Raw genomic sequence first — 20,835 nt, 5'->3', positions numbered from 1 at the left:
GGGGGCTTTGTCTGTTGTTGTGGCTGGTTGGGTCCGGGGGTTGGTGCTTTTTGTGGGGGGGGGGGGGGGGGGGGGGGGGGGGGGGGGGCGCCCCCCCCCCCCCCCCGCGCCACTCATTCCGCTGCTGCGATCTGTCCGAGCTCCACCACCTGGCGCTCGAACAGGCCGCGATAGATGCCGCCGGGCTTGGCCGCGAGCTTGGCATGTGTGCCTTGCTCGACGATCTCGCCGTGGTCGAACACCAGGATGCGATCGAGGCTCCGTACCGTCGACAGCCGGTGCGCGATCACGATCGAGGTGCGGCCTCTCATCAGCCGCTCCATCGCCTGCTGGATCAGCGCCTCGGATTCCGAATCGAGGCTCGAGGTCGCTTCGTCCAGGATCAGCACCGGCGCATCGGCCAGGAAGGCGCGCGCCAGCGCCACGCGCTGCCGCTCGCCGCCGGAGAGCTTGACGCCACGCTCGCCGACCAGCGTGCCGTAGCCCTTAGGCAGGCGCACGATGAAGTCGTGCGCGTTGGCCAGCCGTGCCGCCTGCTCGATCGCCTCCAGGCTGGCGCCGGGCCGGCCATAGGCGATGTTCTCGGCGAGCGAGCGGTGGAACAGGATCGGATCCTGCTGCACGATCGCGATCTGGCTGCGCAGCGAATGCTGCGTGGCCTTGGCAATGTCCTGCCCATCGATCAGAACGCGGCCGCCGGTGACGTCGTAGAGCCGCTGCACCAGCTTGACGAAAGTGGTCTTGCCGGAGCCGGAGCGGCCGACGAGACCGACGCGTTCGCCGGCGCGGATCGTGACTGAGAGTCCGTCATAGAGCGGCGCGTGATGGCCGCCGTAAAGGAACGTGACATCATCGAACACGAGCTCGCCACGCTCGATCGCGATCGGCCGCGCGTTCGTCGCATCCGCAATCCCGATCGGCTCGTCATGAATCGCCACCAGTTCCTCCATGTCGTTGACCGAACGCTGCAGGTTGTTGATGTGCATTCCGACGTCGCGCAAATAGGCATGGATGACGTAATAGCTCGTCAGCACATAGGTGACGTCGCCGGGCGAGGCCCGCCCCGACACCCACAGCAGCACGGCACCGCCGATCACGGAGGCGCGCAGGGCCAGTAGCACCGAGAGCTGCGCCAGATTGGTGTAGTTGTAGCGGAGCCAGGTCCGCCGCACGCGCACGCGCCAGCGGTTGACGACACGGGCAAGCCGCGCGTCTTCGCGCACTTCCGCGCCGAAGGATTTCACTACCGCGTTGCAGGTCAGCGCGTCTGCCAGCGTGCCGCCGACCTTGGTGTCCCAGGCATTGGAGACGCGCGCGGCCGGCGCGATGTAGCGCGTCGAGAACAGCACCGTCATCGTGACATAGACCAGCGCGCCAAGCGCGATCACCGCGCCGAGCGAGGCCCAGTGCACGCCGAGCAGGATCATCGACCCGATCAGCACCAGCAGCGACGGCGCCACCGCCATCAAGATGGTGTCGTTCAACAGGTCGAGCGCCCACATGCCGCGGGTGACCTTGCGCACCGTGGATCCCGCGAAGGAGTTGGCGTGCCAGTCGGTCGAGAAGCGTTGCACGCGCATGAAGGCTTCCTGCGCGACCTCGGACATGATCTTCAGCGAGAACGGCACGATGGCCTGGAGGCCGGTCAGCCGCAGCACCATGGACGCCGCGCCCAGCGCCACGATACCGGCCAATGCCATCAGCGCCTCGTGGCGCGCGGCGGGATCGGAAGGGCCGCGCGTCAGGGCGTCGACCAGATGTCCGGAGAATACCGGCATGAACAGGTCGGCGATGGTCGCACCCAACAAGCCGCCGGCCACGACGAGGCTACGCCCCGGCTGCTTCAGCCAGTGCCGGAACACGAAGGGCAGCACCACGCGTATCGCCGCGGGCCGTTTTGACAGAGCGGTCATGGCATCATCCGGCCGCTTATGACGCGGGCCGGCTCCATTGATGGACACAGACCGGCCGCGAGGGCCGAGACGGCGTCACTTAAAATTGGCTTTGACTTGGGAAGCGGAGCGATCGGGACTGAAAGCCCAATCGAAGCTGGCGGAAGATGCCTCTAGGAGGCCGAGCACATACCGAGCCAGAGCATCATCGAGCGCGGGCGTGCGATCTGCGAATGCGACGAAATCATGCAAATCCTCCCGGTTCGATGGAATGAGGTGCGCTTTATAGATGTGTCATCGGTGATTTGCAACGGGGCTCGCGCGAGATCACGCACGAGTGTTGCAAATTAGTGCGCGTCGCTGCGCGCTCCTCCGTCATGCCCCGGCTTGACCGGGGCATCCAGTACGCCGCGGCTTCTATGGCAGGAGCGCGCTTTCCAACCAAGGCCTCTGGAATACTGGATCGCCCGCCTTCGCGGGCGATGACACCGGATGAGTGGCTGGCTTAGTGCGCGTCGCCGCTGGCGCCGAACGGCGAGGCTGGTCTCTTCAACAGTGTGACGAGCAGGGTGAGGCCGAGATAGAACAGCGTCAGGATGAAGAAAGCATCGCCGAAGCTCATCACCACGGCCTGGCGATGCACGAGCTGCGAGAGCTGCTTCATCGCCATCAGTGTGGAATCGCCGAGCCCCTGGAATTTCTGCATGAACATGGTCAGGGTTTCGGTCGCCGTCGCGTTGCCCCAGGTCACGCGCTCCTGCAGGCGCGTGATGTGCAGGTCGGTGCGGTCGTTGAGCACGGTGTTGATGACGGCGAGACCCACGGCGCCGCCGAGATTGCGCATCAGGTTGAAGAGACCCGAGGCGTTCTTCACCCGGTCGGGCGCCAGCGTGCCGAGCGCGATGTTGTTGGTCGGCACCATCGCGAACATCATGCCGATGCCGCGCAGGATCTGCGGAATCAACAGCTCGTAGAAATCGTAGTCGCGCGTGATCCAGGTCATCTGGTAGGAGCCTAGCGCGAACACGACAAGCCCGAACGCGATCATGTAGCGCATGTCGTACTTGGCCATCAGACGGCCGACCACCGGCGCGACCAGGAACATGGTGATGCCCGAGACGAACATGGTCTCGCCGATCATCAGCGCGCTGTAGCCGCGCACTTCGGCGAGATAGCGCGGATAAATGTAGGTCAGGCCGTAGAGGCCGATGCCGATGCAGAACTGAAGGACGCAGCCGATCGCGAAATTGCGGTTGGAAAAGGTGCGTAGATTGACGATCGGCTCGGCCGCGGTGAAGACGCGCCAGAAGAAGGCGATCGCCGAGATGCCGCAGATCCAGGCGCAGATCGCGACCGAGGGGTCCTGCATCCATTCATATTGCGGGCCTTCCTCCAGCACGTATTCCAGCGTGCCGAGAAAGCCGGCCATGAACAGCAGTCCCCACCAGTCGAAACGATCGAGCAATTCGAAATGCGGCTCGTCGAAATCGACCAGCGCCAGCACGCCGATGGTGATACCGATGCCGGGCACGATGTTGATGAAGAACAGCCAGTTCCAGGACATCAGGTCGGTGATGTAGCCGCCGACGGTCGGCCCGATGGTCGGGGCCAGCGTCGCGACGAGCCCGATGATGGGACCGACGATGTGGAATTTGGTGCGTGGGAAAACAGTGTAGGCCGAAGCGAACACGGTCGGGATCATGCCGGCGCCGAGAAAGCCTTGCAGCGCGCGCCAGAGGATCATCTCCTCGATGGTGGTGGCGAAGCCGCAGAGCAGGCTCGATGCGGTAAAGCCGGCCGCGGAGATAGCGAACAGCAGCCGCGTGCCGAAGGCGCGCGACAGAAATCCCGAGAGCGGAATCGCGATCACTTCGGCGATCAGATAGGCGGTCTGGACCCAGGAGACCTCGCTGGAGCTTGCCGACAGGCCGGCCTGGATTTCACTCAGGGACGCCGAGACGATCTGGATGTCCAGGATCGACATGAACATCCCGAACACCATGATGATGAAAGCGAACAACCGCTTCGGCGCGATGCGCTCCGAAGCGGGGTCCGCCATCATGGCAGGTGAAGCGGTCGTGGCGTTCGCCATGATCTGTCCTCGCGGGCGCAGGCGCGCTACTGCGGATGGATCATGGTGGCGTCGTCGAGATCGACCTCGCTGTCGGCGTCGGCCGCGCCCTTGTTGGTATCGACGCTCGCGTAGACCGACATGCCGGCGCGGAGCAGGTTTTGCTTCGCGACCGACTTCGGCACGCGGATGCGGACCGGCACGCGCTGCACGATCTTGGTGAAGTTGCCGGTGGCGTTGTCGGGCGGCAGCAGCGTGAATACCGAGCCCGAGCCCGCCGCGATGCTGTCGACGACGCCGGAGAATTTGCGCATGCCATAGGCGTCGACCTTGATCGTCACCGGCTGGCCGGGGCGGATGCGCTTGAGCTGGGTCTCCTTGAAATTGGCGTCGATATAGACGTTGTCGAGCGGCACGACGTTGCCGAGCCGCTGGCCCACCGCGACGAAGTCGCCGGCACTGACAAGGCGGTTCGAGAACGTGCCGTCGACCGGCGCGCGCACCGCGGTGAAGGCGAGATCGCGCTCGGCCTTGGCCAGCGTGGTCTTGAGCTCGGCGAGCTGCGCCTGCGCTTCGGCCTGCTGCGCCTTGGCGACGTCGACATTGCTGAGCGCGACATCGTAGGCGGCCTGCGCAGCCTTGACCGCGGCGGCGCCCTGGTCGCGTCCGGCTTCGGAGCTCTCGAAGGTGGCGCGGGAGGCAAAACCCTTGTTGCTCAGCGCTTGCTGGCGCTCATAGTCGAGATCGGCGCGCTTGAGGCCGGCTTCGGCGGAGACGAGCTGCGCCTTGGCCTGTGCGACCTGGCTGTCGAGCGCCGCGACCTGGCGGCCGATGCGATCGATGGTAGCCTGCTGGGTCGCGATCCTGGTCGCGGCGGCGTCGACCGCGATCTTGTAGTCGCCGTCGTCGATGCGGAAGACGATGTCGCCGGCGCGCACCGTCGTGTTGTCGCCGGCGAGGATCGAGGAGACGTGGCCGGCAACGCGCGCGCCCAGCATGGTGTTGTTGGCGCGGACATAGGCATCGTCGGTCGCGACGTAGAAGCGGCCGACCAGCGTGTAATAGCCGGCATAGCTCGCGGCCGCGAGCGCCAGAAGCAGCCCTATACCCATCATCACGAATTTGCGCTTGCCGGACTTCGGCGCGCCGGCGGCGGCGGGCGCGTCTGGGGCTGCGGCCGGCTTGTCGGTCACGGGCTTCTCCGGCGCCTCGCTGGGAAGGCGCTTGGCTTCCTCGGCCACATGAGAGCGCAACTGCTCGGCGAGAGCTACAGACGTCTCGGTGGCAGCGTCACCACCCGCGGGCGTCGGCGTCTCCACGGCGTCCTTGCGAAGGACCCGCGCAGCCTGGTCTCTCAATACGGCCATGAAGGCCTCCCCAAAAAAAGCGCGATGAGGGACGTTCGCCGTGCGGCCGGGTCCCTCTCGCCTATCCCAAATATCATTGACCGAACCGTTCGGTCAATATAGATAATATTCCCGGGCAGAGCCTACTGGCCCGAATCCTTTATTTCGGTTTCATGGCCCTGGACCGATGCAAAAACTTTCCGAGACCCTGAACCAATGGTTGTAGCCGCTCGCGAACATCTGCACGTCATCCAGGAGGAGGACAGTTCCAAACGCCGCCAGATCTTGGACGGAGCCCGCAAGGTGTTCATGGATCTCGGGTTTGACGGTGCCAGCATGGGCGAGATCGCCCGCGCGGCGCAGGTCTCCAAGGGCACACTTTACGTCTACTTCGCCGACAAATGCGCGCTGTTCGAAGCCATCCTCGAGCAGGAGGCGCTCCAGCACGGGCAGGTCGCGTTCAATTTCGATCCCGCGCGCGATGCCGAGACCACGCTGAAGGATTTCGGCCAGGCTTACATCCATCTGCTGTGCCGGCCCGGCGGCGGGTCCGCAATCCGCACTGTGATGGCGATCGCCGAGCGCATGCCCGACGTCGGCCGCCGCTATTATGCGCGGGTGCTGGACAAGACCATCAACCGCCTCTCCGACTATCTCAAAGCCCATGTCGCCTCCGGCGATCTCGCGATCGACGATTGCGACCTCGCGGCGTCGCAGTTCATGGAACTGTGCAAGGCCTCGCTGTTCCTGCCCTTCGTCTTCCAGGCCGCGCCCGCACCATCGGAAGAACGCATGAGCGAAGTCGTCGACAGCGCGACGCGGATGTTCCTGGCGGCGTACTGGGCGAAGTAGCCGCACGCGTTGCAGGCCGTTCCGTCGGTCCTATATTGGGGCTCATGTCCCGTGATCTCCGCCCGCCCGTCGATATCCTCCATTACGAGATTGTCCAGGAACAGGCCTCCGCGCTCGGACGGATGGGCCGCACGCTCGAACAGGCGCTGGCGCGCTTGCGCGAGTTCGACGCCGCCCATGCCCTCCCCGAGGTGCCGGCCTCGCTGCAACCGGCCAGGCGCAAGCTGGTGATGGAAGCCGGCCACGCGCTCTGGATGTTCGTGGTGCAGCGTGAGGCGACCGGCCTGCGCGACAGCCGCCACATCATGCGGACCTACAACGTCCCGTCCGAGGTGCAACTGTGCATGGGGCTGGTCCCGGCACCGTCGAAGTCGACCCGAAAATGATTTTCGACGGCGCCCGGCGCTAGAGCTCCTCGCGAGCGGGCACCCACGACCGAAAAACGCCATCCACGCCGAATGACCGCTTGGGCACCGCTCCTGATGACGGCAATACGTCTCGATCGCTGAGGTAGAAACAGCTACGCCAAACCTTCATCGGGAATATTGAGAACAGCGCCGCATGCTTTGCAATGCACGGCATCGCTCTCATGCCGCTGTAGTCCGCAAGCTGGGCAAGGAAATCTGACCTTGTTCGGACTCAACAATGCGCGCGCAAGATTGAAGAACAGGGTTACTCCGAAAATCATGATCACGACGGTTATCAAACGACCTATTGTGCCTGGCAGGGTAATATCGCCAAAGCCGGTCGTCGTCAGCGCGGTAACAGTGAAATACAGCGCGTCAGCATAATTCCGAATCTGATCGTTGCGAAACTTCTGAGTCTCGTAAACTATCCCCGTCATGACAAATATGAAAACCGCAAGGTTAGTGACGGCAAAGATGACCTCCTCGTTGCGACGGAAGAATGACGAATCCATGCGCAACCTAGCGAGCATCTGGTAGTCACGAAGCAGTCCCAACGTCCGCAAAATCCGCAGAAAGCCGCCCGCCTCGCCAGCGAGGGGCGCCAGGAATGAAACGATGGCGACTATGTCAGCCCATGTCGAGAGGCGGGCAAACTTTCGAAGCGGGTGCCGGTCGGCGAGTAGCCGTGCTGAAAAATCGGCCAATATCATTGCGCCGAATAGCAGGTCGAACGTTTCGATGATCTCACTGGGGTGCAGGAACGACGTTCCGATGATGAACAGTATGGTCACAACATCAAACGCGAGCAACGCATAGCGGAAACCAACGGCGCTAGGCGTTGTACCTTCGTAGAGGCGACGGACGCGGCTTCTCAGGGAGGTGTGGTTCACAGCTGCCATATGCTCGCACTTTGCACAGATGATTGCAGCTGGGACGCCCCTTGCGCGCGCTACGAGATCTAAGTCAGTGCGACAAGTTCGAGCTAGTTGACGCTTCCGTGACAGTCCGAAGCACCAGCGTCAGGTGGCTGTTACCGGGACGGACTGTCATCGGCACAACCTCGATGCTATCGGGTCCCGGCTCGCCTGCTTTCCTCCACTGAAATGCCGCGCCGGGTCTGCCGTATACATTCACCCTTTTTGTTTCTCTTCTGCGCTTCTTCCATCGGAGCTTTTAGAGCGTTCTTCGAAGCGATCAGCGCCCTTCGCTAAATCGTGTCCCGTCTTGCTCTCGTTTTTCGCTTCTTCCTTAGCAGTCGCTTCGCGCAAGCCTTCAGCGGCCCGTTCCCCAGCTTTTGATGATTTTCGTTCGTCATCCATGTGAAACACCTTCCCTGATAAACGACAGGCTTCTCCAGGAATTCAACCGGATCGCTTGGAGATTGTTCCAGTTCGCTGGAAGCAAGTGCGTTTACTGGCCCGAAGCTGATTCAGACAAACAGCACGTGCGCTCCGGTCACAAGCCGCCCATCATGCTCAAGGCGGGAGACTTCGGTTTCGCGTCGGTAAGCTGACCTTGATGGGCACGACCTAGTCGGTCACCTGCTTCCGTAACGCAGCGAGATCGTTGACGACCATCTTGGTCGGGCCGGTCCAGATGATGCCATCCTCTTGGAGGCGGCTGAGGATCAGGCTGATCGACTCGCGCGTCGCGCCGATCATGCCCTCCCCGAGGTGCCTGCCTCGATGCAGCCGGCCAGGCGAAAGCTGGTGATGGAAGCCGGCCACGCACTCTGGATGTTCGTGGCGCAACGTGAGGCGACCGGCCTGCGCGACAGCCGCCACATCATGCGGACCTACAATGTCCCGGCCGAGGTGCAGCTGTGCATGGGGCTGGTCCCAGCGTCCTCGAAGTCGGCCTCGGAATGATTTCTACGGCGCCGTGCGCTAGAGCGTGTACTCATCGAGCGGCCGGCCGCCTGATGTCCGGCTTAACGCCAACACTGGCCGACGAGCGGATGGCTTCCGAGGTCGCAGATGGGCAAACAAGAGACGTGTGCGCTCGGCTGACGATCTGTCCGCTTCACCGGAAGCCGACGTTTACGTGGCACTCGGTTTGCGGGCACGCCTGATCTGCGTTGGCGGTCGCCGATAAACCTCAACGAACACCGTATTGAATCGCCGCAAGCTACCGAAGCCTGCGCGCACCGCGATCTCCGACATCGTGAGATCGGTCTCGTCCAGAAACCGCTTCGCCCGCTGCACGCGTGTCGTCTGGGCGACCTGAACCGGGCTTGCACCGAGATGCCTTTGGAAGAGCCGGGACAAATGTCTCGAACCGATCCCGAGACGATCGGCCAAAGTCTCGACGCTGCCGTCATCAAGTGCACCGTCCGCGATGAGCCGGAGCGCACGTTCGACAGTGGTGCGTGTTCCCTTCCATGCAGGCGAGAAAGGAGCAGCCTCGGGCCTGCACCTCAGACACGGTCGGAAACCCGCAAGTTCGGCCGCTGCTGCCGACGGATAGAACATTACGTTGGCCGCCTTGGCTGGGCGCACCGGACAGACAGGGCGGCAGTAGATACGTGTCGTGCGAACGCCAGAAAAGAATAGGCCGTCGAAGCGACGATCCCGCCTAACGCGTGCCCGTTCGCATTCTTCGATATCGAGCATTGAGTTCCTCGAGGATAGCCGGCGACGGAGTCCGATTCCGGCGAGCGGGCAGAGTGCCCCTTCTGGTATGTAGATGTCCAGGAACAGCGGAGCCGCGGATAAGCAACGTTCTGGACAATCCGGTATCCAACAACAAGAGGAATTGAGAGATGCGCGTTCTCATCGTTGGCGCAGGGGCCATTGGCGGATACTTCGGCGGCAGGATGCTGCAAGCCGGCCGCGACATCACCTTTCTGGTGCGGCCGCGCCGTGCCTCGGAGCTTGCCGCCGCAGGCCTCGTGATCAAAAGCCCGAATGGCGACGTAACGCTGAAGCATCCGCCTGTCGTCCAGGCTGACACCATCAAGGACAAGTTTGACGTCGTGCTGTTGAGTTGCAAGGCCTACGACCTCGACGATGCGATCAAGTCGTTCGCGCCGGCGGTAAGCGAGAGGACCGTGATCATCCCGCTGCTCAACGGTATGCGTCATCTGGACGTTCTCGACGAAAAAATTGGCGCGAGCCAGGTGCTGGGCGGGCTCTGCCTGATTGCGGTGACACTGAACGACAAGCGCGAAGTAGTTCAGCTGGCCCCGGTGCAGTCGCTTGGTTTCGGCGAGCGCGACGGCAAACTGTCAGACCGGGTTTGCGCCATTGAGGACATCGTCAGAAGCTGTAATTTCGACGGCGCGGCGAGCGAGACCGTCCTGCAAGACATGTGGGAGAAATGGGTGTTCCTCGCGTCGATCGCGGCCTCGACCAGCGTGATGCGCGCCCCAATCGGCATGATTCTGGCGGCGCCCGGCGGTAAGGACTTCCTGCTTGGCATTCTCGACGAATGCAGGGCGGTCGCGACCGTGGAGGGCTATCCGCCCCGTGCGCCTGCGCTGGAACGCGCGACAGGGATGTTGACCGCGGAAGGCTCACCGCTCACCGCATCGATGTTCCGCGACATTAAGGCGGGCCAACTGATCGAAGCCGATCATGTGATTGGCGACCTGATTGCGCGCGCTGATACCGCAAAAGTTCCGGTGCCCCGGCTGCGCACGACCTACACGCATCTGAAGGCATACGAGCAAACGCGCGGTTGATCGCGCATACGGTGCGTACTTGGCAAGTCGTCGCCCTGCCCTCAGATCAGGACACCTAACTCTGCAGATCCCCGAGCTTCGACAATCGCGATTTCAGGGCTGGTCCGTCGTTTGGGTCGCGTTTGTAATCGCGCTGTTCGGATGGGGTGTCGGATTTTATAGTCCGGGAGTGCTCTTGCTGACGTTGCACGCTTCCAAGGGCTGGCCGGTCGCAATGATCTCTAGCGCGATCACTGCGCACTTCCTGATCGGGGCAGCACTGATTGTGTACTTACCCGAAGCTCACAGATCACTTGGGTTGGCGCAGACAACGATCATCGGCGCGGTTCTCGCAGGCGCAGGGATCGTGGCCTGGTCAGTCGCGTCAGCTCCGTGGCAATTGTTCGTGGCGGCAGCAATCTCGGGGAGTGGTTGGGCAGCGACGAGCGGTGCGGCGATCAACGCGATGGTCGCTCCATGGTTCGATCGAGATCGACCAAAGGCCATCGGCTTGGCATTCAACGGCGCAAGCATCGGCGGCGTCATGTTTCCACCCTTGCTTATTTTGCTGATCGCCAAGATTGGAGTTGAGGCGGCGGCGGTCGCGGTAGGTATCGCCATGCCGCTGGTCATAATACCTCTTTCGATTTTTTACCTGCGCCGTGATCCGAAGGGATTCGGTCTGGCGCCCGACGGACTGCTTATCGACAGCAAGCCCCACGTCGCTACCCCGTTAACGCGTAGTCCTCGCAAAGACCTCGTCAAGACCAAGGGTTTCATGACACTTTCAGTGGCCTTCGCGTTGGCCCTATTCGCTCAAGTCGGACTGCTAACGCACTTGCTGACCCGAATATCCCCATTGCTCGGCGAGAACGGGGCTGCCGCCGCAGTCAGTATGGTGACGGCATCTGCTGTTTTGGGCCGCACTCTGCTAGGTTGGACGATCGGAGGCCGTGATCGCCGCCTGGCTGCATCCGCGAACTTTCTCCTCCAAAGCGTCGGCGTTGCATTGATGATCATCTCAGATGCGCCCGCGGTTGTACTGGTTGGTTGCGTGCTGTTTGGTCTCGGCGTCGGTAACGTTGTTTCCCTTCCTCCGCTTATCGCGCAACATGAGTTTCGTGCGGCCGACGTCGGTACGGTCGTCGCGCTCGTGGTGGCGTTCAATCAAGCTGTCTTTGCATTAGCTCCTGCTATCCTCGGCGCGCTTCGGGACATTTCGACGAGCTACGTGGTGCCGTTCGCCTTGGCCGCGGCAATGCAAATCGTAGCCGCGTTGATTGTGCTCATAAGGCCTCCAAGAAGGTCGGCTGGTGAGTAGATCTTCGGACGAACCCAGCGGTGGAGCCAGTGCCTGCAATGGGTCAAAAGCCGCCCATCATCCTCAAGGCGGGAGACTTCGGTTTTGCGTCGGTAAGCTGACCTTGATGTGCACGACCTAGTCGGTCACCTGCTTCCGTAACGCAGCGAGATCGTTGACGACCATCTTGGTCGGGCCGGTCCAGATGATGCCGTCGTCCTGGAGGCGGCTGAGGATCAGGCTGATCGACTGGCGCGTCGCGCCGATCATGCGCGCGAGATTGGCCTGCGTAATGCGGCCGAGCGAGATCGGGCCGCTCTCGTCCTGGGCCGCGTTCTCGCACAGCTTGACCAGCAGCAGCACCAGCCGTTCCGCCGCCTTCTGTCCCGCCAGCGTTTGCGCCAGCATCGAATAGGTCTCGCCCTTGAAGCCGAGACACTCGATCAGCGCGACTGCGAACGACGGCGACTGCGCGATCAACCGGCGGACCGCATCCTGGTCGAGATGCAGTGCTTCGACCCGCCCGAGCGCGCGGGCCGACCAGCTGTGGCGGTGATCGCCGAGGATATAGGGCGCGCCGACGAAGTCACCGGCCTCCCAGGTCGACAGCATCAGTTCGCGCCCTTGCGTGCCGGCATGGGTGCTTTCGACGATCCCATTCAGGATGATGTGGACGCCGTTTGCGGGCTCGCCCTCCCGCAGCAGATATTCGCGATTCTGGTAGGTCGCGAGCCTGCCGGTTCGCATCACCAGATCCAGATCGGGCTTGTCCAACGCCTTCAGCACATAACGTCCGGTCCCGGGCCGTGGCAGTTCGGCGCGCGGCTCAGCTGGATCGGCCACCTCATGCGCATCGCTGCGCCCCACGATCGGTCTCCCTTCGAGTAACGGCTCGAAGGCTAGGAGGTCTCCGCTCGGATTGCAACGCGGCGCAGATGTTCGGGCTCGGCCGAAGCCTCCATGAAAGCGCAAGCCAGATCAGTGAGCAGGCGCTCCCGGCCGGCCGGCGCCAGGAACGTGACGCCATAGGGCACGCCCGCCGCGGTGATTGCGTTCGGAACGGCAATGGCGGCCAGGCCCAGCGGGTTGGCATAATTGGTGTAATAGCCGTTGTTGAAGTTGGCCGTCAGCGGATCGCGCGCGACGTCGTCGATGCTCAGCACGGTGCCGACCGTCGGCACGACCAGCGCATCGTGAACTTGCCAGAAGTCGCGCAGCGATCGCTGGACCTCCTTGACCTTGTAGAGCGCACGATAGGCGTCGGCCGCGGTGAACTTCCGGCTGCCGACGACGAGGTCGCGCACGATCTTCACGCCCGCGTCCGGATTGGCGTCGAGGAACGCGCCGACCGAGACGTCCCGCTCGGCGAGGAAAGGTCCGAAAAACATCAAATCGTTGACCGAAATGAAGGGCGCGAAATCGACCGATGCCACCGACAGATCGAGCCGCCGCAGCTTGCGAAGCCCGTCGCCGAACAGCGCCTCCGTCTCCGAATTGCCGAAGAACCTGAGCTGATCCGAACGCGGCGTTGCGATGTTGAGCGGCCGCGCTGGAGATGCCTGCTCCGTCCATCCGGCGAAAGCTTCCGGCGAAAAACAGTCCTCGGCATCGCGCCGCGCCAACACGCGATAGACCTCGTGGCCGTCGCGGGGATCGCGCGTGTAGAGCGAGATGGTATCAAAACTTCGGCAGGCGTAGACCATGCCACGCTGACTGAAGGCGCCGGGCGCCGGCTTGAAGCCGGTCACGCCACAATAGGACGCCGGCACCCTGCCCGATCCGCCGGTATCGGTGCCAAAAGCAAAGGACGAGGTGCCTGTCGCGACCGATACCGCGGCGCCGGAGCTGGAGCCGCCGGGAATGTAGTCGGGATTGTGCGGGTTGCGGGCGATGCCATAGGGCGAGCGCACGCCGACGAGGCCGGTCGCGAACTGATCCATATTGGTCTTGCCGAGATAGATCGCCCCCGCAGCAATGGCGTCGGCGACAACCGGGCTAGTGTCCTTGGCGGTGTAGGCGAATTCCGGGCAGGCCGAGGTGGTCTGCTCGCCGGCCACATCGATGCAATCCTTGACCGAGAACACGAGGCCGTAGAGCGGCAGCTTGCCGATCTCGCCAATGCGGGCATCGAGCGCACGGGCCCTTGCCATGACGCCTTCGGGATTTGCCGTCGAGATCCAGACGCCGCTCTGGTCGGCGTCGTCAAGGCGCGACAACACATGCGCGGCGACATCGGACGGCTTGAGCTCACCGCTGCGATAGGCGGCGCGGAGGTGGCGAGGTGCGAGATTCATGTCGGTCACGTGCTTGCAGGAATTGGCAATGTACCGGCGAGGCAAGCCCGCCGGCACCGACCCTAGCGGCCGATCACCTTCTCCAGATAGGCGGGCTGGATGAAGGCTTCGAAATCGGCGCGCGGCAGCAACTTCGGCAGGCGCTCCTGCTTCACCAGGAAATCGGCGGTCGAGATCAGCGTGTCGACGAACTTGCCCTTCTTCGCGGACGTGCCGAGATACTCCTCCGTGAGCTGCTTGTTGCAGGGGACCATCCCGGTGCCCTTCATCATTCGCTGCGCGTCCTCGATGGGCAGCGAAAGCTCTTCCGCGATGATCTCCGCGGTCTTCTCCGGGTTCTTCAGCCAGAAATCGATGCCTTCGCATTCGGCCTTGATGAACTTGTCGACATAGGACGGATACTTCTCCGCGAACGCGTTCATGACGACGCCGATGTCCCAGGTCGGGTACCCGCGCTTGGCCATCTCGCCCGAGGTGACGAGAATCCTGCCGCCGTTCTTGACGGTCTTGCCGAGATTCGGCTCCCAGAACCAGGCCGCGTCGATGTCGCCGCGAAGCCAGGCCGCCGCGATGTCCGACGGCGCGAGGTCCAGAATCTTCATCGAGGCGGGATCGACACCCTCGTCCTTAAGCGCCTGGAGCAGGAGGTAGTGTGTCGTGGAGCCGAACGGCGCGGCCACCGTCTTGCCCTTGAGGTCCTTGAGCGAGGTGATGTTCTTGTCGGTGCGAACCACCATCGACTCGACGTAGTCGAGCATGTTGATCACCAGGATGCCCTTGATCGGCAGGGCGCGCGTCGCGCCGATCGCGGTCGGCGGATTGCCGAGGCCGCCAAAGTCGACGTCGTTGCCGGCGATCGCGCGCAGCATGTCGCCGCCCCCGCCGATCTTGACGTATTTGATGTCGACGCCGGGCATCTCCTTGGCGAGCAGGCCAAGATGCTTGGTGACCAGCTGCGCATTCACGAGGTTCAGATAGCCGACGGTCACCTTCGCCGGCTTGTCCTCGGCGCGTCCTGCGCCCGTGAGCGCCAACGTGGCAACTGCGAGCGTCGCAATCAGTCTCTTCATCATGGAGGTCTCCCCTACGATCAGGATTGGATTCAGGCCCACGGCATCAACAGTTTCGCGATTCCACGCATCATGAGGTCGAGCACGACGCCGGTGAGACCGAGCACGATCAGCCCCATGATCACGACGTCGGAGAGCAGGAATTTTGCGGCGTCCCAGATCATCCAGCCGATGCCGGCGGATGCCGCGACGATTTCGGCGGCGACGAGAACGGTGTAGGTGAATCCGAGCGAGATGCGCATGCCAGCGAGAATCAGCGGTCCCGCCGCCGGCAGGTAGACGTGAAAGAGCAGATGGCGCCGGGTCGCGCCGAGCGACTGTGCGGCGCGCACGTAAACGGGATCCACGCTGGTGACGGCCTGGATCGTCGAGATGACGATGCCCGGCAAACCGGCAAGAAACAGCAGCGACAGCTTCGAGCTCTCACCGATGCCGAGCCACATCACCAGCAGCGTATAAAGGCCGAGCGGCGGCAATGGCCGGTAGAATTCGATCAGCGGATTGAGCAGCGCGCGGGCATTCCGCGACACGCCCATGAGGACTCCGAGCGGGATGCCGATCAGGCAGGCCAGCGTGAAGGCCGTGAGAATACGATAGAGACTTGCGCCGAGATGCTGAAGCAGGGTCGCGCCCTGATATCCCTTCGTCATCGTCTTGACGAACGCAGCCCAGACCGCCTGCGGCTTCGGCAGGAACAGCTCGTTGGCCCAGCCCATCTCCGTGACGATGGCCCAGCCGGCCAGCAGCACGGCGACGGTCAACGTCGAGAGCAGCACTGATCGCGAGACCTTCGGAAGCCGCAGCCGCAAGCTGCCGCGTCGGGTGCGATCCGGCGAGATTGGAATCGTCATGTGGGTCGCCTCGACGCTCATGTCCGCACTCCCAGGATCTGCATGATGGTCAGCGCGTAGATCCGCGTCGCCATCACCGACTTGGTGATCGAGATGTTCTCGTTGTCGACGGCCCAGCCGTCTTCTCCGGGACCGAACGTCACCGCATTGATTCCGGCTTCGCGGAAGCGGATCGTGTCGTTGAAGGCATTCTTGCGGTTGACCCCGGGCTCGCGGCCCATCAGACGCCGGTAGACCGCGCGCAAGGAGCGGCAGGGCTCCTCCTCCACCGGCACCGGTTCGGTCGCGTTGACGAACAGCGAGCCCGGCACCTGGCGCACCTCCACCTTGACGTCGTTCACGCCGGCAAAAGTGTCCCGTCCGAGACGTTCGATGTCCGCAATCACGCTCGACAGCGTCATGCCGGGCACGATGCCGACCACGGCGAGCGTGATGGTGCAGGCATCCGGCGAGAACTGCATCTCGCCAGGCAGGCCGGACCGAATGCGCACCACGGCGCAGCAGGGCGGCGTATGTCCCATGAACTTGCTGGGGACATGCGTGAACGCCATGTCCTTCAGTTTCGGCAACAGCTTTGCCGCTTCCATGATGGCGTTGACGCTGATGTCCGGCCGCCAGATGTGCGACTTGATCCCGTGAACGGTGAGCTCGATCAGGCAGTGGCCGGAATTGGCCACCGACAGGTTCATGCCCCAGTCCTTGTTGACGTCACCCCAGGCGGTCGGCTCGGCGGTGATCTCGTAGTCGGCGGTCAGGCCGACCTTGTTCAGCATGTAGATGGAGCCTTCGGTGCCGTTCCGCTCCTCATCGACGGTGTAGCAGCACATCAAGGTGCCATCGAACTTCACACCCGCCTCGGTCAGGGCCTGCACTGCGAGCAACGATGCAGCGAGGTTGCCGCGCGTGTCGGACGTGCCGCGCGCATAAAGCAGATCGCCGTGGCGCGTCGCATTGAACGGATCGAAATCCGTCATGTGCCATTTCTCGGGCTCGACGGCCGGATAAGTGTCGAGGTGATCGTTGAGAATGAGCGAGGGGGCGCCGTCCCGTCCCCTGAGCACGCCGAGCACGTTCGGCCGGTGCGGTTGCGCGCTGTGCTTGGTGACCTCCATGCCCAGCGCTTCGAGCTTGCCCGCGACCAGCATCGAGATCGCCTCTTCCTCGGCAGGCGGCAAGTCGGGATCCAGCGGATTGCCGGAACGCGGCTGCCCGGTGCGGATCAGCTCGGACGCGAGTTCAAGCCAGCGCTCCTCCGTGATGCGCGACAGCACGCGCTGTTCGAGATCCGAATAAGGAGGGGTGACAGGCATCTGCATGACGGGATCCGCTGGCTCACGGCGCCGGCAGCGCCGCTTCGTGGCAGCCTCCTCATTGCAGCGACCGTGCCAACCGCCGAAAAGGCCCGCCGCGGCACAATTGTCTTTCTGACTTCAATGGCTTAGGCGGGATTTGCGCGCGCGCAAATTTTTGCGCTCGAGATGCGCTCTGCCGAAGACGCGACGTCGGCTGAACAGGCAAGGCTCAGCGCGAGGCCGCCCGGCGTGGGGTCGTAGCCCGCATGGAGCGAAGCGGAGTGCGGGAACGCCGTCCCCGGATTGCGCTTCGCTCCATCCAGGCTACGGGTCACGCGCAAGCCTCAATCGTCGGCGTACTCGTCCTCTTCGTGCTTGCGAAGCGTGCTCTTGCGCGTACCCAGCGAGCCGGTGATGGTGGGATCGCGCCGGCTGGCGTAAGGGCTGCGCGATTGCGCCCGCCCGGCGACCTCTTCGCCGGAGACGGCGGCGGGCTGGCAGATCAGGCGGCGGCTGGCGCGGCGCATCAGATCGACGTGGATGTGATCGTTGTGGTAGACGTTCGAGCCCGGCGCCAGCACCGTGGTGAAATGCACGCACGCGCCCGACTGCACGTCGCGCAAGAATCCCTGCTCCTCCGGCATGCCGCGCCAGCCATCCTTCACGGTGACGCGGCGGCCGTCGGCGAGCACGAAGGCGGCGATGTCGAGCGCGTTACCGAAGGCGTGCTCAGAAATATGGGCGTGCGAATTGCCATTCATGCCGCGGCAGGAATAGGCGGAGATCTGCTTGATCTCCGCGACGCGGGTGCCGAACCAGCGCATGGCCGATGGCTGCACGGTGTCGGCGAGCCAACGGTCGAGCTCGGACACGATGGGACAGGCCAGCGTCGCAACCGGCTTGATCGCAACAGGGCCGACGGCAGTGACGGGATTGCCCTGTGCCGGACCAAGACGCGGCGGCGGTTGCTGGGCGGGCGCCTGCGAGTACGGCGCCGGCCGCGCCGGATAGCTCGGCGCATTCATGTAGCGCGACGCGCCCGCGGCATCGGTGCCCTCGGGCGGCAGATCGATCTCGTCTTCCTGCTGCGCCACGCCGGGTGCGTTCAACGACACCGGGCCGGACGGCGCGCCATAGCCGGACGGCTGGCGCACCGCGCTCTCGGGATAGTTTGAGCGTTGCGGATAGTTCTGGCTTTGCGGGTAATTCGATCGCGGCTGCGTCACCGGCCAGCGCGGCTGGCTGCCCACGCTCCCGGGCGGACGCAATTCCTCATCGGCAAAGCCGTAACTGCTCGAGCCTTCGCCGAGGGCGGCGACCTTGAGCGGAAACTCGGCGCCGCACATGCCCGGCCCGGAGATCGGGTCGATGCGAACGAGATCCGGCCCCTCTTTCACCGCGCCTGATTTCAGGCATGCGGCTTCGGCCTCGGCCCGCCACGGTTCACGTTCGGCCTGGAAGAAGCCGCGTCCGCAACCCGCTAACGAAACAAGGACGATGGAGCCGACGAGATACAAACGAACTCCGCGCGTCATGCACGCACGTTCGGTGAATTTACTTAAAGACTCTTCAACGTGTTGATTTCAGTGTTCTTTAACCATGTCAGCCCGCGCGCGCCTAATGCCCTGCCGGGGGCGAGCGACAGCAAGGCTGACTTTTTCCAAAAGAGACTTTCTGTTAACCATGACGCTCTTGCGCAAGGCGGCGCGACAGCGGGAGCGACCTCATGACGTTCGCCGGGAAACTGAGCGTTATCACCGCGTACCTCGCCATGGCCTTTGTCGGCGCCATCGTGCTCGGCATGGTCTAGCGGCTTCAGTCGAAGCTATCGAACGCATCCCTTACGACCGCGCGCTCCACTGCCGCGATGTCGTGATCAGCTTCTCCGGCCGCTCTTCGGCTCGCGTCCAGTCGTTTCCGGAACACCAGAAATGGCCCAGTGCGCAGGCTTCGACGTGAAGCTCGCCGGAGCTCTTCAGCGTCATCGTCGCATAATAGGTGCTGCCGCTGGAGCGACTGTAGATATTGCCGGTCCAGACGTCGTGGGTTTTCGGCTTCATGTTGACGAGCACGCTCTCGCCCCTGGTCGACGCTTCAGTCAGCGCGAAGCCGCACAGTGCAGGACCGCAGCGTTCGATGCGGACCGTGCCCTTGGCGCCTGCGCTCTCCCATTCGCCGAGCGGCAAATAGGCGAGTTCGTCGTCGCCGCGCTCAGGGCTGGTCACGGCCTGCTTGAGCTCCGGCCTTGGCGCCACGACAGGTGCCTCCATGCGCGGCGGATCGAGCGCGACGGTCTTCGGCGGTTCCGTCCGCGGTAGCTCGACCCGTGGCGAATTGGCGCTTGGCGCCGGCGGCAGAACAATTGGCTGCGACGTCGTTGAGGCAAGGACAGGAGCCCCCGGCGCTGGCGCGGGCGCGACCACGATGGCTTGCGGCGGCCTGACCGGAGCCACGGGATAGAGCGGCTGCGGCGGCGGAAGCACCGGCGTCGGCGCCGGTGTCGTATCGACGTCCGGCCGAAAGCTGCGATGGGAGGAAACCGAAACACAGGAAGCCGATCGGCAACGACTGGACGACTCGACCTGGAATCGATGAACGCCGATCGAGAACGCGTAGGACCCAGCCTCGGCTGCGGGCGCAATCGCCATCAGCGCGATCAATGTGCCAAGCGAAGTCACAAGCCGCGTCATCGGCGCCTCCCTCTGTGTCGCGACGAGGTTACGCAGATGGAATCGCAGATGAATGTGCGCTGCGTCACCCAGCGGCCGCGAGCCGTTGTGACGTCTATCACAGAACGTCCGATCAGCCCGGCATAGGGTCGAACCACGCTTCATCCACCAGCGACTTCAGTCCCATCGGGACCCACACATTCTTCGGAGGTTGTCATGAACAAGCTCACCATCGCCGCCACCGCTCTCTTCCTCGCGTCCACCGCCGCCGCGCATGCCGGCAATTCGCTCTCGTTCCAGATCGAAGGCCAGAAAATCCGCATCGAGACGCCGCGCAACTGCGCCTCGCTCAATTGCGTGACCATCGTGGCGCCGGGCTTGTCGGACAAGCCGATCAAGCTGAACAACATCAACCTCAAGGGCTTGGGCTCGAAGGACGATGACGTCGACACCACGCCGGCCACGACCACGCAGCCCGCGCCGGCTCCCGTGCAGCAGGCGCCGGTGCAGGCGACCGCGCCGGCAGCGCCCGCTATCGCGGCTCCGGCCACGACGGTTGCCGCTGCTCCGGCCGCCAGCTACGACACCACAACGCAGGCTGCGCCCGTCGCGGCGCCCGCTCCCGTTGCCGCGCCCGCACCCGTCGCAGTTGCGCCGCCCCCCGCTCCGGCTCCCGTCGCCGCGCCTGTCGCGGTTGCCAACACGCCGATCGGCATTTGGGCCACCGAAGAGAACAAGGGCAATGTCCGTGTCGAACAGTGCGGCGTCAATCTCTGCGGCTACGCCGCAAAGACCAACGAGCGCATCCTGATCAACATGAAGCCCGACGGCGCGAAGTGGAGCGGCCGCATCCACGATCCCGACTCCGGCCGCAATTACGACTCGACGATTGCGATGAAGGGCCCGAATGCAATGCGCGTGCAGGGCTGCGCCTTCGGCGGCATGTTCTGCGGCGGCCAGACCTGGAAGCGCGTGAGCTGACGCCAAAGGTGACGTCTCCAACACATGCACATTCTTCGTCATGCCCGGGCCTGTCCCGGGCATCCACGTTCTTAGTCCTGCGCTTCAAGGCGTGGATGGCCGGGACAAGCCCGGCCATGACGGTGGAGAGGCTTGGCCACAAGCTAGTA

20 protein-coding genes are annotated in these 20,835 nt (G+C 63.6%); 6 read left to right on the top strand and 14 right to left on the bottom strand.

Going from position 1 to position 20,835, the window contains the following annotated elements:
- Window positions 1–113: 113 nt before the first annotated feature.
- From ABIB66_RS26620 to ABIB66_RS26610, 3 genes are all read right to left on the bottom strand, one after another.
- Entirely contained in the window at window positions 114–1,913 is a 1,800-nt protein-coding gene (locus ABIB66_RS26620) for an ABC transporter ATP-binding protein (protein ID WP_354256130.1), read from the bottom strand.
- Window positions 1,914–2,397: 484 nt separating this feature from the next.
- Window positions 2,398–3,984 carry a DHA2 family efflux MFS transporter permease subunit gene (locus ABIB66_RS26615; RefSeq protein WP_275173904.1) on the bottom strand — a complete coding sequence of 529 codons (1,587 nt, stop codon included), beginning with the start codon at window positions 3,982–3,984 and terminating at the stop codon, window positions 2,398–2,400.
- Between the two features lie 26 nt (window positions 3,985–4,010).
- Complete coding sequence (locus ABIB66_RS26610; protein ID WP_354205280.1) at window positions 4,011–5,330, bottom strand: HlyD family secretion protein; 1,320 nt, start codon at window positions 5,328–5,330, stop codon at window positions 4,011–4,013.
- 195 nt (window positions 5,331–5,525) lie between these two features.
- Here ABIB66_RS26610 and ABIB66_RS26605 point away from each other — a divergent pair, with 195 nt between their 5' ends.
- Together ABIB66_RS26605 and ABIB66_RS26600 are read left to right on the top strand one after the other, a co-directional pair.
- Complete coding sequence (locus tag ABIB66_RS26605) at window positions 5,526–6,161, top strand: TetR/AcrR family transcriptional regulator (protein WP_354205278.1); 636 nt, start codon at window positions 5,526–5,528, stop codon at window positions 6,159–6,161.
- Window positions 6,162–6,205: 44 nt separating this feature from the next.
- Window positions 6,206–6,547 (top strand): DUF6665 family protein, encoded by a 342-nt coding sequence (locus tag ABIB66_RS26600; RefSeq protein WP_354205276.1) that lies wholly within the window; start codon window positions 6,206–6,208, stop codon window positions 6,545–6,547.
- A 134-nt stretch (window positions 6,548–6,681) separates the two neighbouring features.
- Here ABIB66_RS26600 and ABIB66_RS26595 read toward each other — a convergent pair whose 3' ends face one another.
- The 3 genes from ABIB66_RS26595 to ABIB66_RS26585 form a co-directional block, all read right to left on the bottom strand.
- A complete protein-coding gene (locus ABIB66_RS26595) occupies window positions 6,682–7,467 on the bottom strand; it encodes a potassium channel family protein (protein WP_354205274.1) in 786 nt (261 codons plus the stop codon).
- 231 nt (window positions 7,468–7,698) lie between these two features.
- Window positions 7,699–7,887, bottom strand: a complete 189-nt coding sequence (locus ABIB66_RS26590) for a hypothetical protein (protein WP_275173914.1) — start codon at window positions 7,885–7,887, stop codon at window positions 7,699–7,701.
- A gap of 210 nt (window positions 7,888–8,097) precedes the next feature.
- Window positions 8,098–8,229 carry a helix-turn-helix domain-containing protein gene (locus tag ABIB66_RS26585; protein WP_354205271.1) on the bottom strand — a complete coding sequence of 44 codons (132 nt, stop codon included), beginning with the start codon at window positions 8,227–8,229 and terminating at the stop codon, window positions 8,098–8,100.
- Here ABIB66_RS26585 and ABIB66_RS26580 point away from each other — a divergent pair.
- Complete coding sequence (locus ABIB66_RS26580; protein WP_502917383.1) at window positions 8,173–8,436, top strand: DUF6665 family protein; 264 nt, start codon at window positions 8,173–8,175, stop codon at window positions 8,434–8,436. The genes ABIB66_RS26585 and ABIB66_RS26580 overlap by 57 nt on opposite strands.
- Window positions 8,437–8,607: 171 nt before the next feature.
- Here ABIB66_RS26580 and ABIB66_RS26575 read toward each other — a convergent pair whose 3' ends face one another.
- Window positions 8,608–9,180, bottom strand: coding sequence for a bifunctional transcriptional activator/DNA repair enzyme AdaA (locus tag ABIB66_RS26575; protein ID WP_354205269.1), 573 nt, complete (start codon window positions 9,178–9,180; stop codon window positions 8,608–8,610).
- A gap of 149 nt (window positions 9,181–9,329) precedes the next feature.
- Between ABIB66_RS26575 and panE the strand changes: the two genes are divergently transcribed.
- Both panE and ABIB66_RS26565 read left to right on the top strand, forming a co-directional pair.
- The gene (panE, locus tag ABIB66_RS26570) at window positions 9,330–10,250 is read left to right on the top strand and encodes a 2-dehydropantoate 2-reductase (protein ID WP_354205267.1); all 921 of its coding nucleotides are present in this window, start codon (window positions 9,330–9,332) and stop codon (window positions 10,248–10,250) included.
- A gap of 19 nt (window positions 10,251–10,269) precedes the next feature.
- Window positions 10,270–11,550, top strand: coding sequence for an MFS transporter (locus tag ABIB66_RS26565; protein WP_354205265.1), 1,281 nt, complete (start codon window positions 10,270–10,272; stop codon window positions 11,548–11,550).
- A 117-nt stretch (window positions 11,551–11,667) separates the two neighbouring features.
- Here ABIB66_RS26565 and ABIB66_RS26560 read toward each other — a convergent pair whose 3' ends face one another.
- The 7 genes from ABIB66_RS26560 to ABIB66_RS26530 form a co-directional block, all read right to left on the bottom strand.
- Entirely contained in the window at window positions 11,668–12,396 is a 729-nt protein-coding gene (locus ABIB66_RS26560; protein ID WP_354205263.1) for a Crp/Fnr family transcriptional regulator, read from the bottom strand.
- Window positions 12,397–12,428: 32 nt separating this feature from the next.
- A complete protein-coding gene (locus tag ABIB66_RS26555; protein WP_354256127.1) occupies window positions 12,429–13,823 on the bottom strand; it encodes an amidase family protein in 1,395 nt (464 codons plus the stop codon).
- Between the two features lie 62 nt (window positions 13,824–13,885).
- Window positions 13,886–14,896 carry a taurine ABC transporter substrate-binding protein gene (locus ABIB66_RS26550; RefSeq protein ID WP_354256124.1) on the bottom strand — a complete coding sequence of 337 codons (1,011 nt, stop codon included), beginning with the start codon at window positions 14,894–14,896 and terminating at the stop codon, window positions 13,886–13,888.
- A gap of 29 nt (window positions 14,897–14,925) precedes the next feature.
- Entirely contained in the window at window positions 14,926–15,765 is an 840-nt protein-coding gene (locus ABIB66_RS26545) for an ABC transporter permease (RefSeq protein ID WP_007613602.1), read from the bottom strand.
- Window positions 15,762–17,060 (bottom strand): M20 family metallopeptidase, encoded by a 1,299-nt coding sequence (locus ABIB66_RS26540; protein WP_275173922.1) that lies wholly within the window; start codon window positions 17,058–17,060, stop codon window positions 15,762–15,764. The genes ABIB66_RS26545 and ABIB66_RS26540 overlap by 4 nt, the downstream gene beginning before the upstream one ends.
- Before the next feature lie 320 nt (window positions 17,061–17,380).
- The gene (locus ABIB66_RS26535; RefSeq protein WP_354060461.1) at window positions 17,381–18,571 is read right to left on the bottom strand and encodes an extensin-like domain-containing protein; all 1,191 of its coding nucleotides are present in this window, start codon (window positions 18,569–18,571) and stop codon (window positions 17,381–17,383) included.
- A 306-nt stretch (window positions 18,572–18,877) separates the two neighbouring features.
- On the bottom strand, window positions 18,878–19,726 hold the full coding sequence (locus ABIB66_RS26530) for a DUF2147 domain-containing protein (protein ID WP_354205256.1): 849 nt from the start codon (window positions 19,724–19,726) through the stop codon (window positions 18,878–18,880).
- Window positions 19,727–19,921: 195 nt separating this feature from the next.
- Between ABIB66_RS26530 and ABIB66_RS26525 the strand changes: the two genes are divergently transcribed.
- The gene (locus ABIB66_RS26525) at window positions 19,922–20,686 is read left to right on the top strand and encodes a DUF2147 domain-containing protein (RefSeq protein ID WP_354256121.1); all 765 of its coding nucleotides are present in this window, start codon (window positions 19,922–19,924) and stop codon (window positions 20,684–20,686) included.
- Window positions 20,687–20,835: the final 149 nt, after the last annotated feature.

Origin of the sequence: Bradyrhizobium sp. F1.13.3 (assembly GCF_040548265.1) — a bacterium.
Lineage (GTDB): Bacteria > Pseudomonadota > Alphaproteobacteria > Rhizobiales > Xanthobacteraceae > Bradyrhizobium.
Note: the sequence above shows the minus strand (reverse complement) of the source record. Positions and strands in the feature narration are given on the sequence as shown.

What these genes read in the sequence shown, in the direction of transcription:
- ABIB66_RS26620 (WP_354256130.1), bottom strand. Translation starts at nt 1,913, where the DNA reads ATGACCGCTCTGTCAAAACGGCCCGCGGCGATACGCGTGGTGCTGCCC.
- ABIB66_RS26615 (WP_275173904.1), bottom strand. Translation starts at nt 3,984, where the DNA reads ATGGCGAACGCCACGACCGCTTCACCTGCCATGATGGCGGACCCCGCT.
- ABIB66_RS26610 (WP_354205280.1), bottom strand. Translation starts at nt 5,330, where the DNA reads ATGGCCGTATTGAGAGACCAGGCTGCGCGGGTCCTTCGCAAGGACGCC.
- ABIB66_RS26605 (WP_354205278.1), top strand. Translation starts at nt 5,526, where the DNA reads ATGGTTGTAGCCGCTCGCGAACATCTGCACGTCATCCAGGAGGAGGAC.
- ABIB66_RS26600 (WP_354205276.1), top strand. Translation starts at nt 6,206, where the DNA reads ATGTCCCGTGATCTCCGCCCGCCCGTCGATATCCTCCATTACGAGATT.
- ABIB66_RS26595 (WP_354205274.1), bottom strand. Translation starts at nt 7,467, where the DNA reads ATGGCAGCTGTGAACCACACCTCCCTGAGAAGCCGCGTCCGTCGCCTC.
- ABIB66_RS26590 (WP_275173914.1), bottom strand. Translation starts at nt 7,887, where the DNA reads ATGGATGACGAACGAAAATCATCAAAAGCTGGGGAACGGGCCGCTGAA.
- ABIB66_RS26585 (WP_354205271.1), bottom strand. Translation starts at nt 8,229, where the DNA reads ATGATCGGCGCGACGCGCGAGTCGATCAGCCTGATCCTCAGCCGCCTC.
- ABIB66_RS26575 (WP_354205269.1), bottom strand. Translation starts at nt 9,180, where the DNA reads ATGCTCGATATCGAAGAATGCGAACGGGCACGCGTTAGGCGGGATCGT.
- panE (WP_354205267.1), top strand. Translation starts at nt 9,330, where the DNA reads ATGCGCGTTCTCATCGTTGGCGCAGGGGCCATTGGCGGATACTTCGGC.
- ABIB66_RS26555 (WP_354256127.1), bottom strand. Translation starts at nt 13,823, where the DNA reads ATGAATCTCGCACCTCGCCACCTCCGCGCCGCCTATCGCAGCGGTGAG.
- ABIB66_RS26550 (WP_354256124.1), bottom strand. Translation starts at nt 14,896, where the DNA reads ATGATGAAGAGACTGATTGCGACGCTCGCAGTTGCCACGTTGGCGCTC.
- ABIB66_RS26545 (WP_007613602.1), bottom strand. Translation starts at nt 15,765, where the DNA reads ATGAGCGTCGAGGCGACCCACATGACGATTCCAATCTCGCCGGATCGC.
- ABIB66_RS26540 (WP_275173922.1), bottom strand. Translation starts at nt 17,060, where the DNA reads ATGCAGATGCCTGTCACCCCTCCTTATTCGGATCTCGAACAGCGCGTG.
- ABIB66_RS26535 (WP_354060461.1), bottom strand. Translation starts at nt 18,571, where the DNA reads ATGACGCGCGGAGTTCGTTTGTATCTCGTCGGCTCCATCGTCCTTGTT.
- ABIB66_RS26530 (WP_354205256.1), bottom strand. Translation starts at nt 19,726, where the DNA reads ATGACGCGGCTTGTGACTTCGCTTGGCACATTGATCGCGCTGATGGCG.
- ABIB66_RS26525 (WP_354256121.1), top strand. Translation starts at nt 19,922, where the DNA reads ATGAACAAGCTCACCATCGCCGCCACCGCTCTCTTCCTCGCGTCCACC.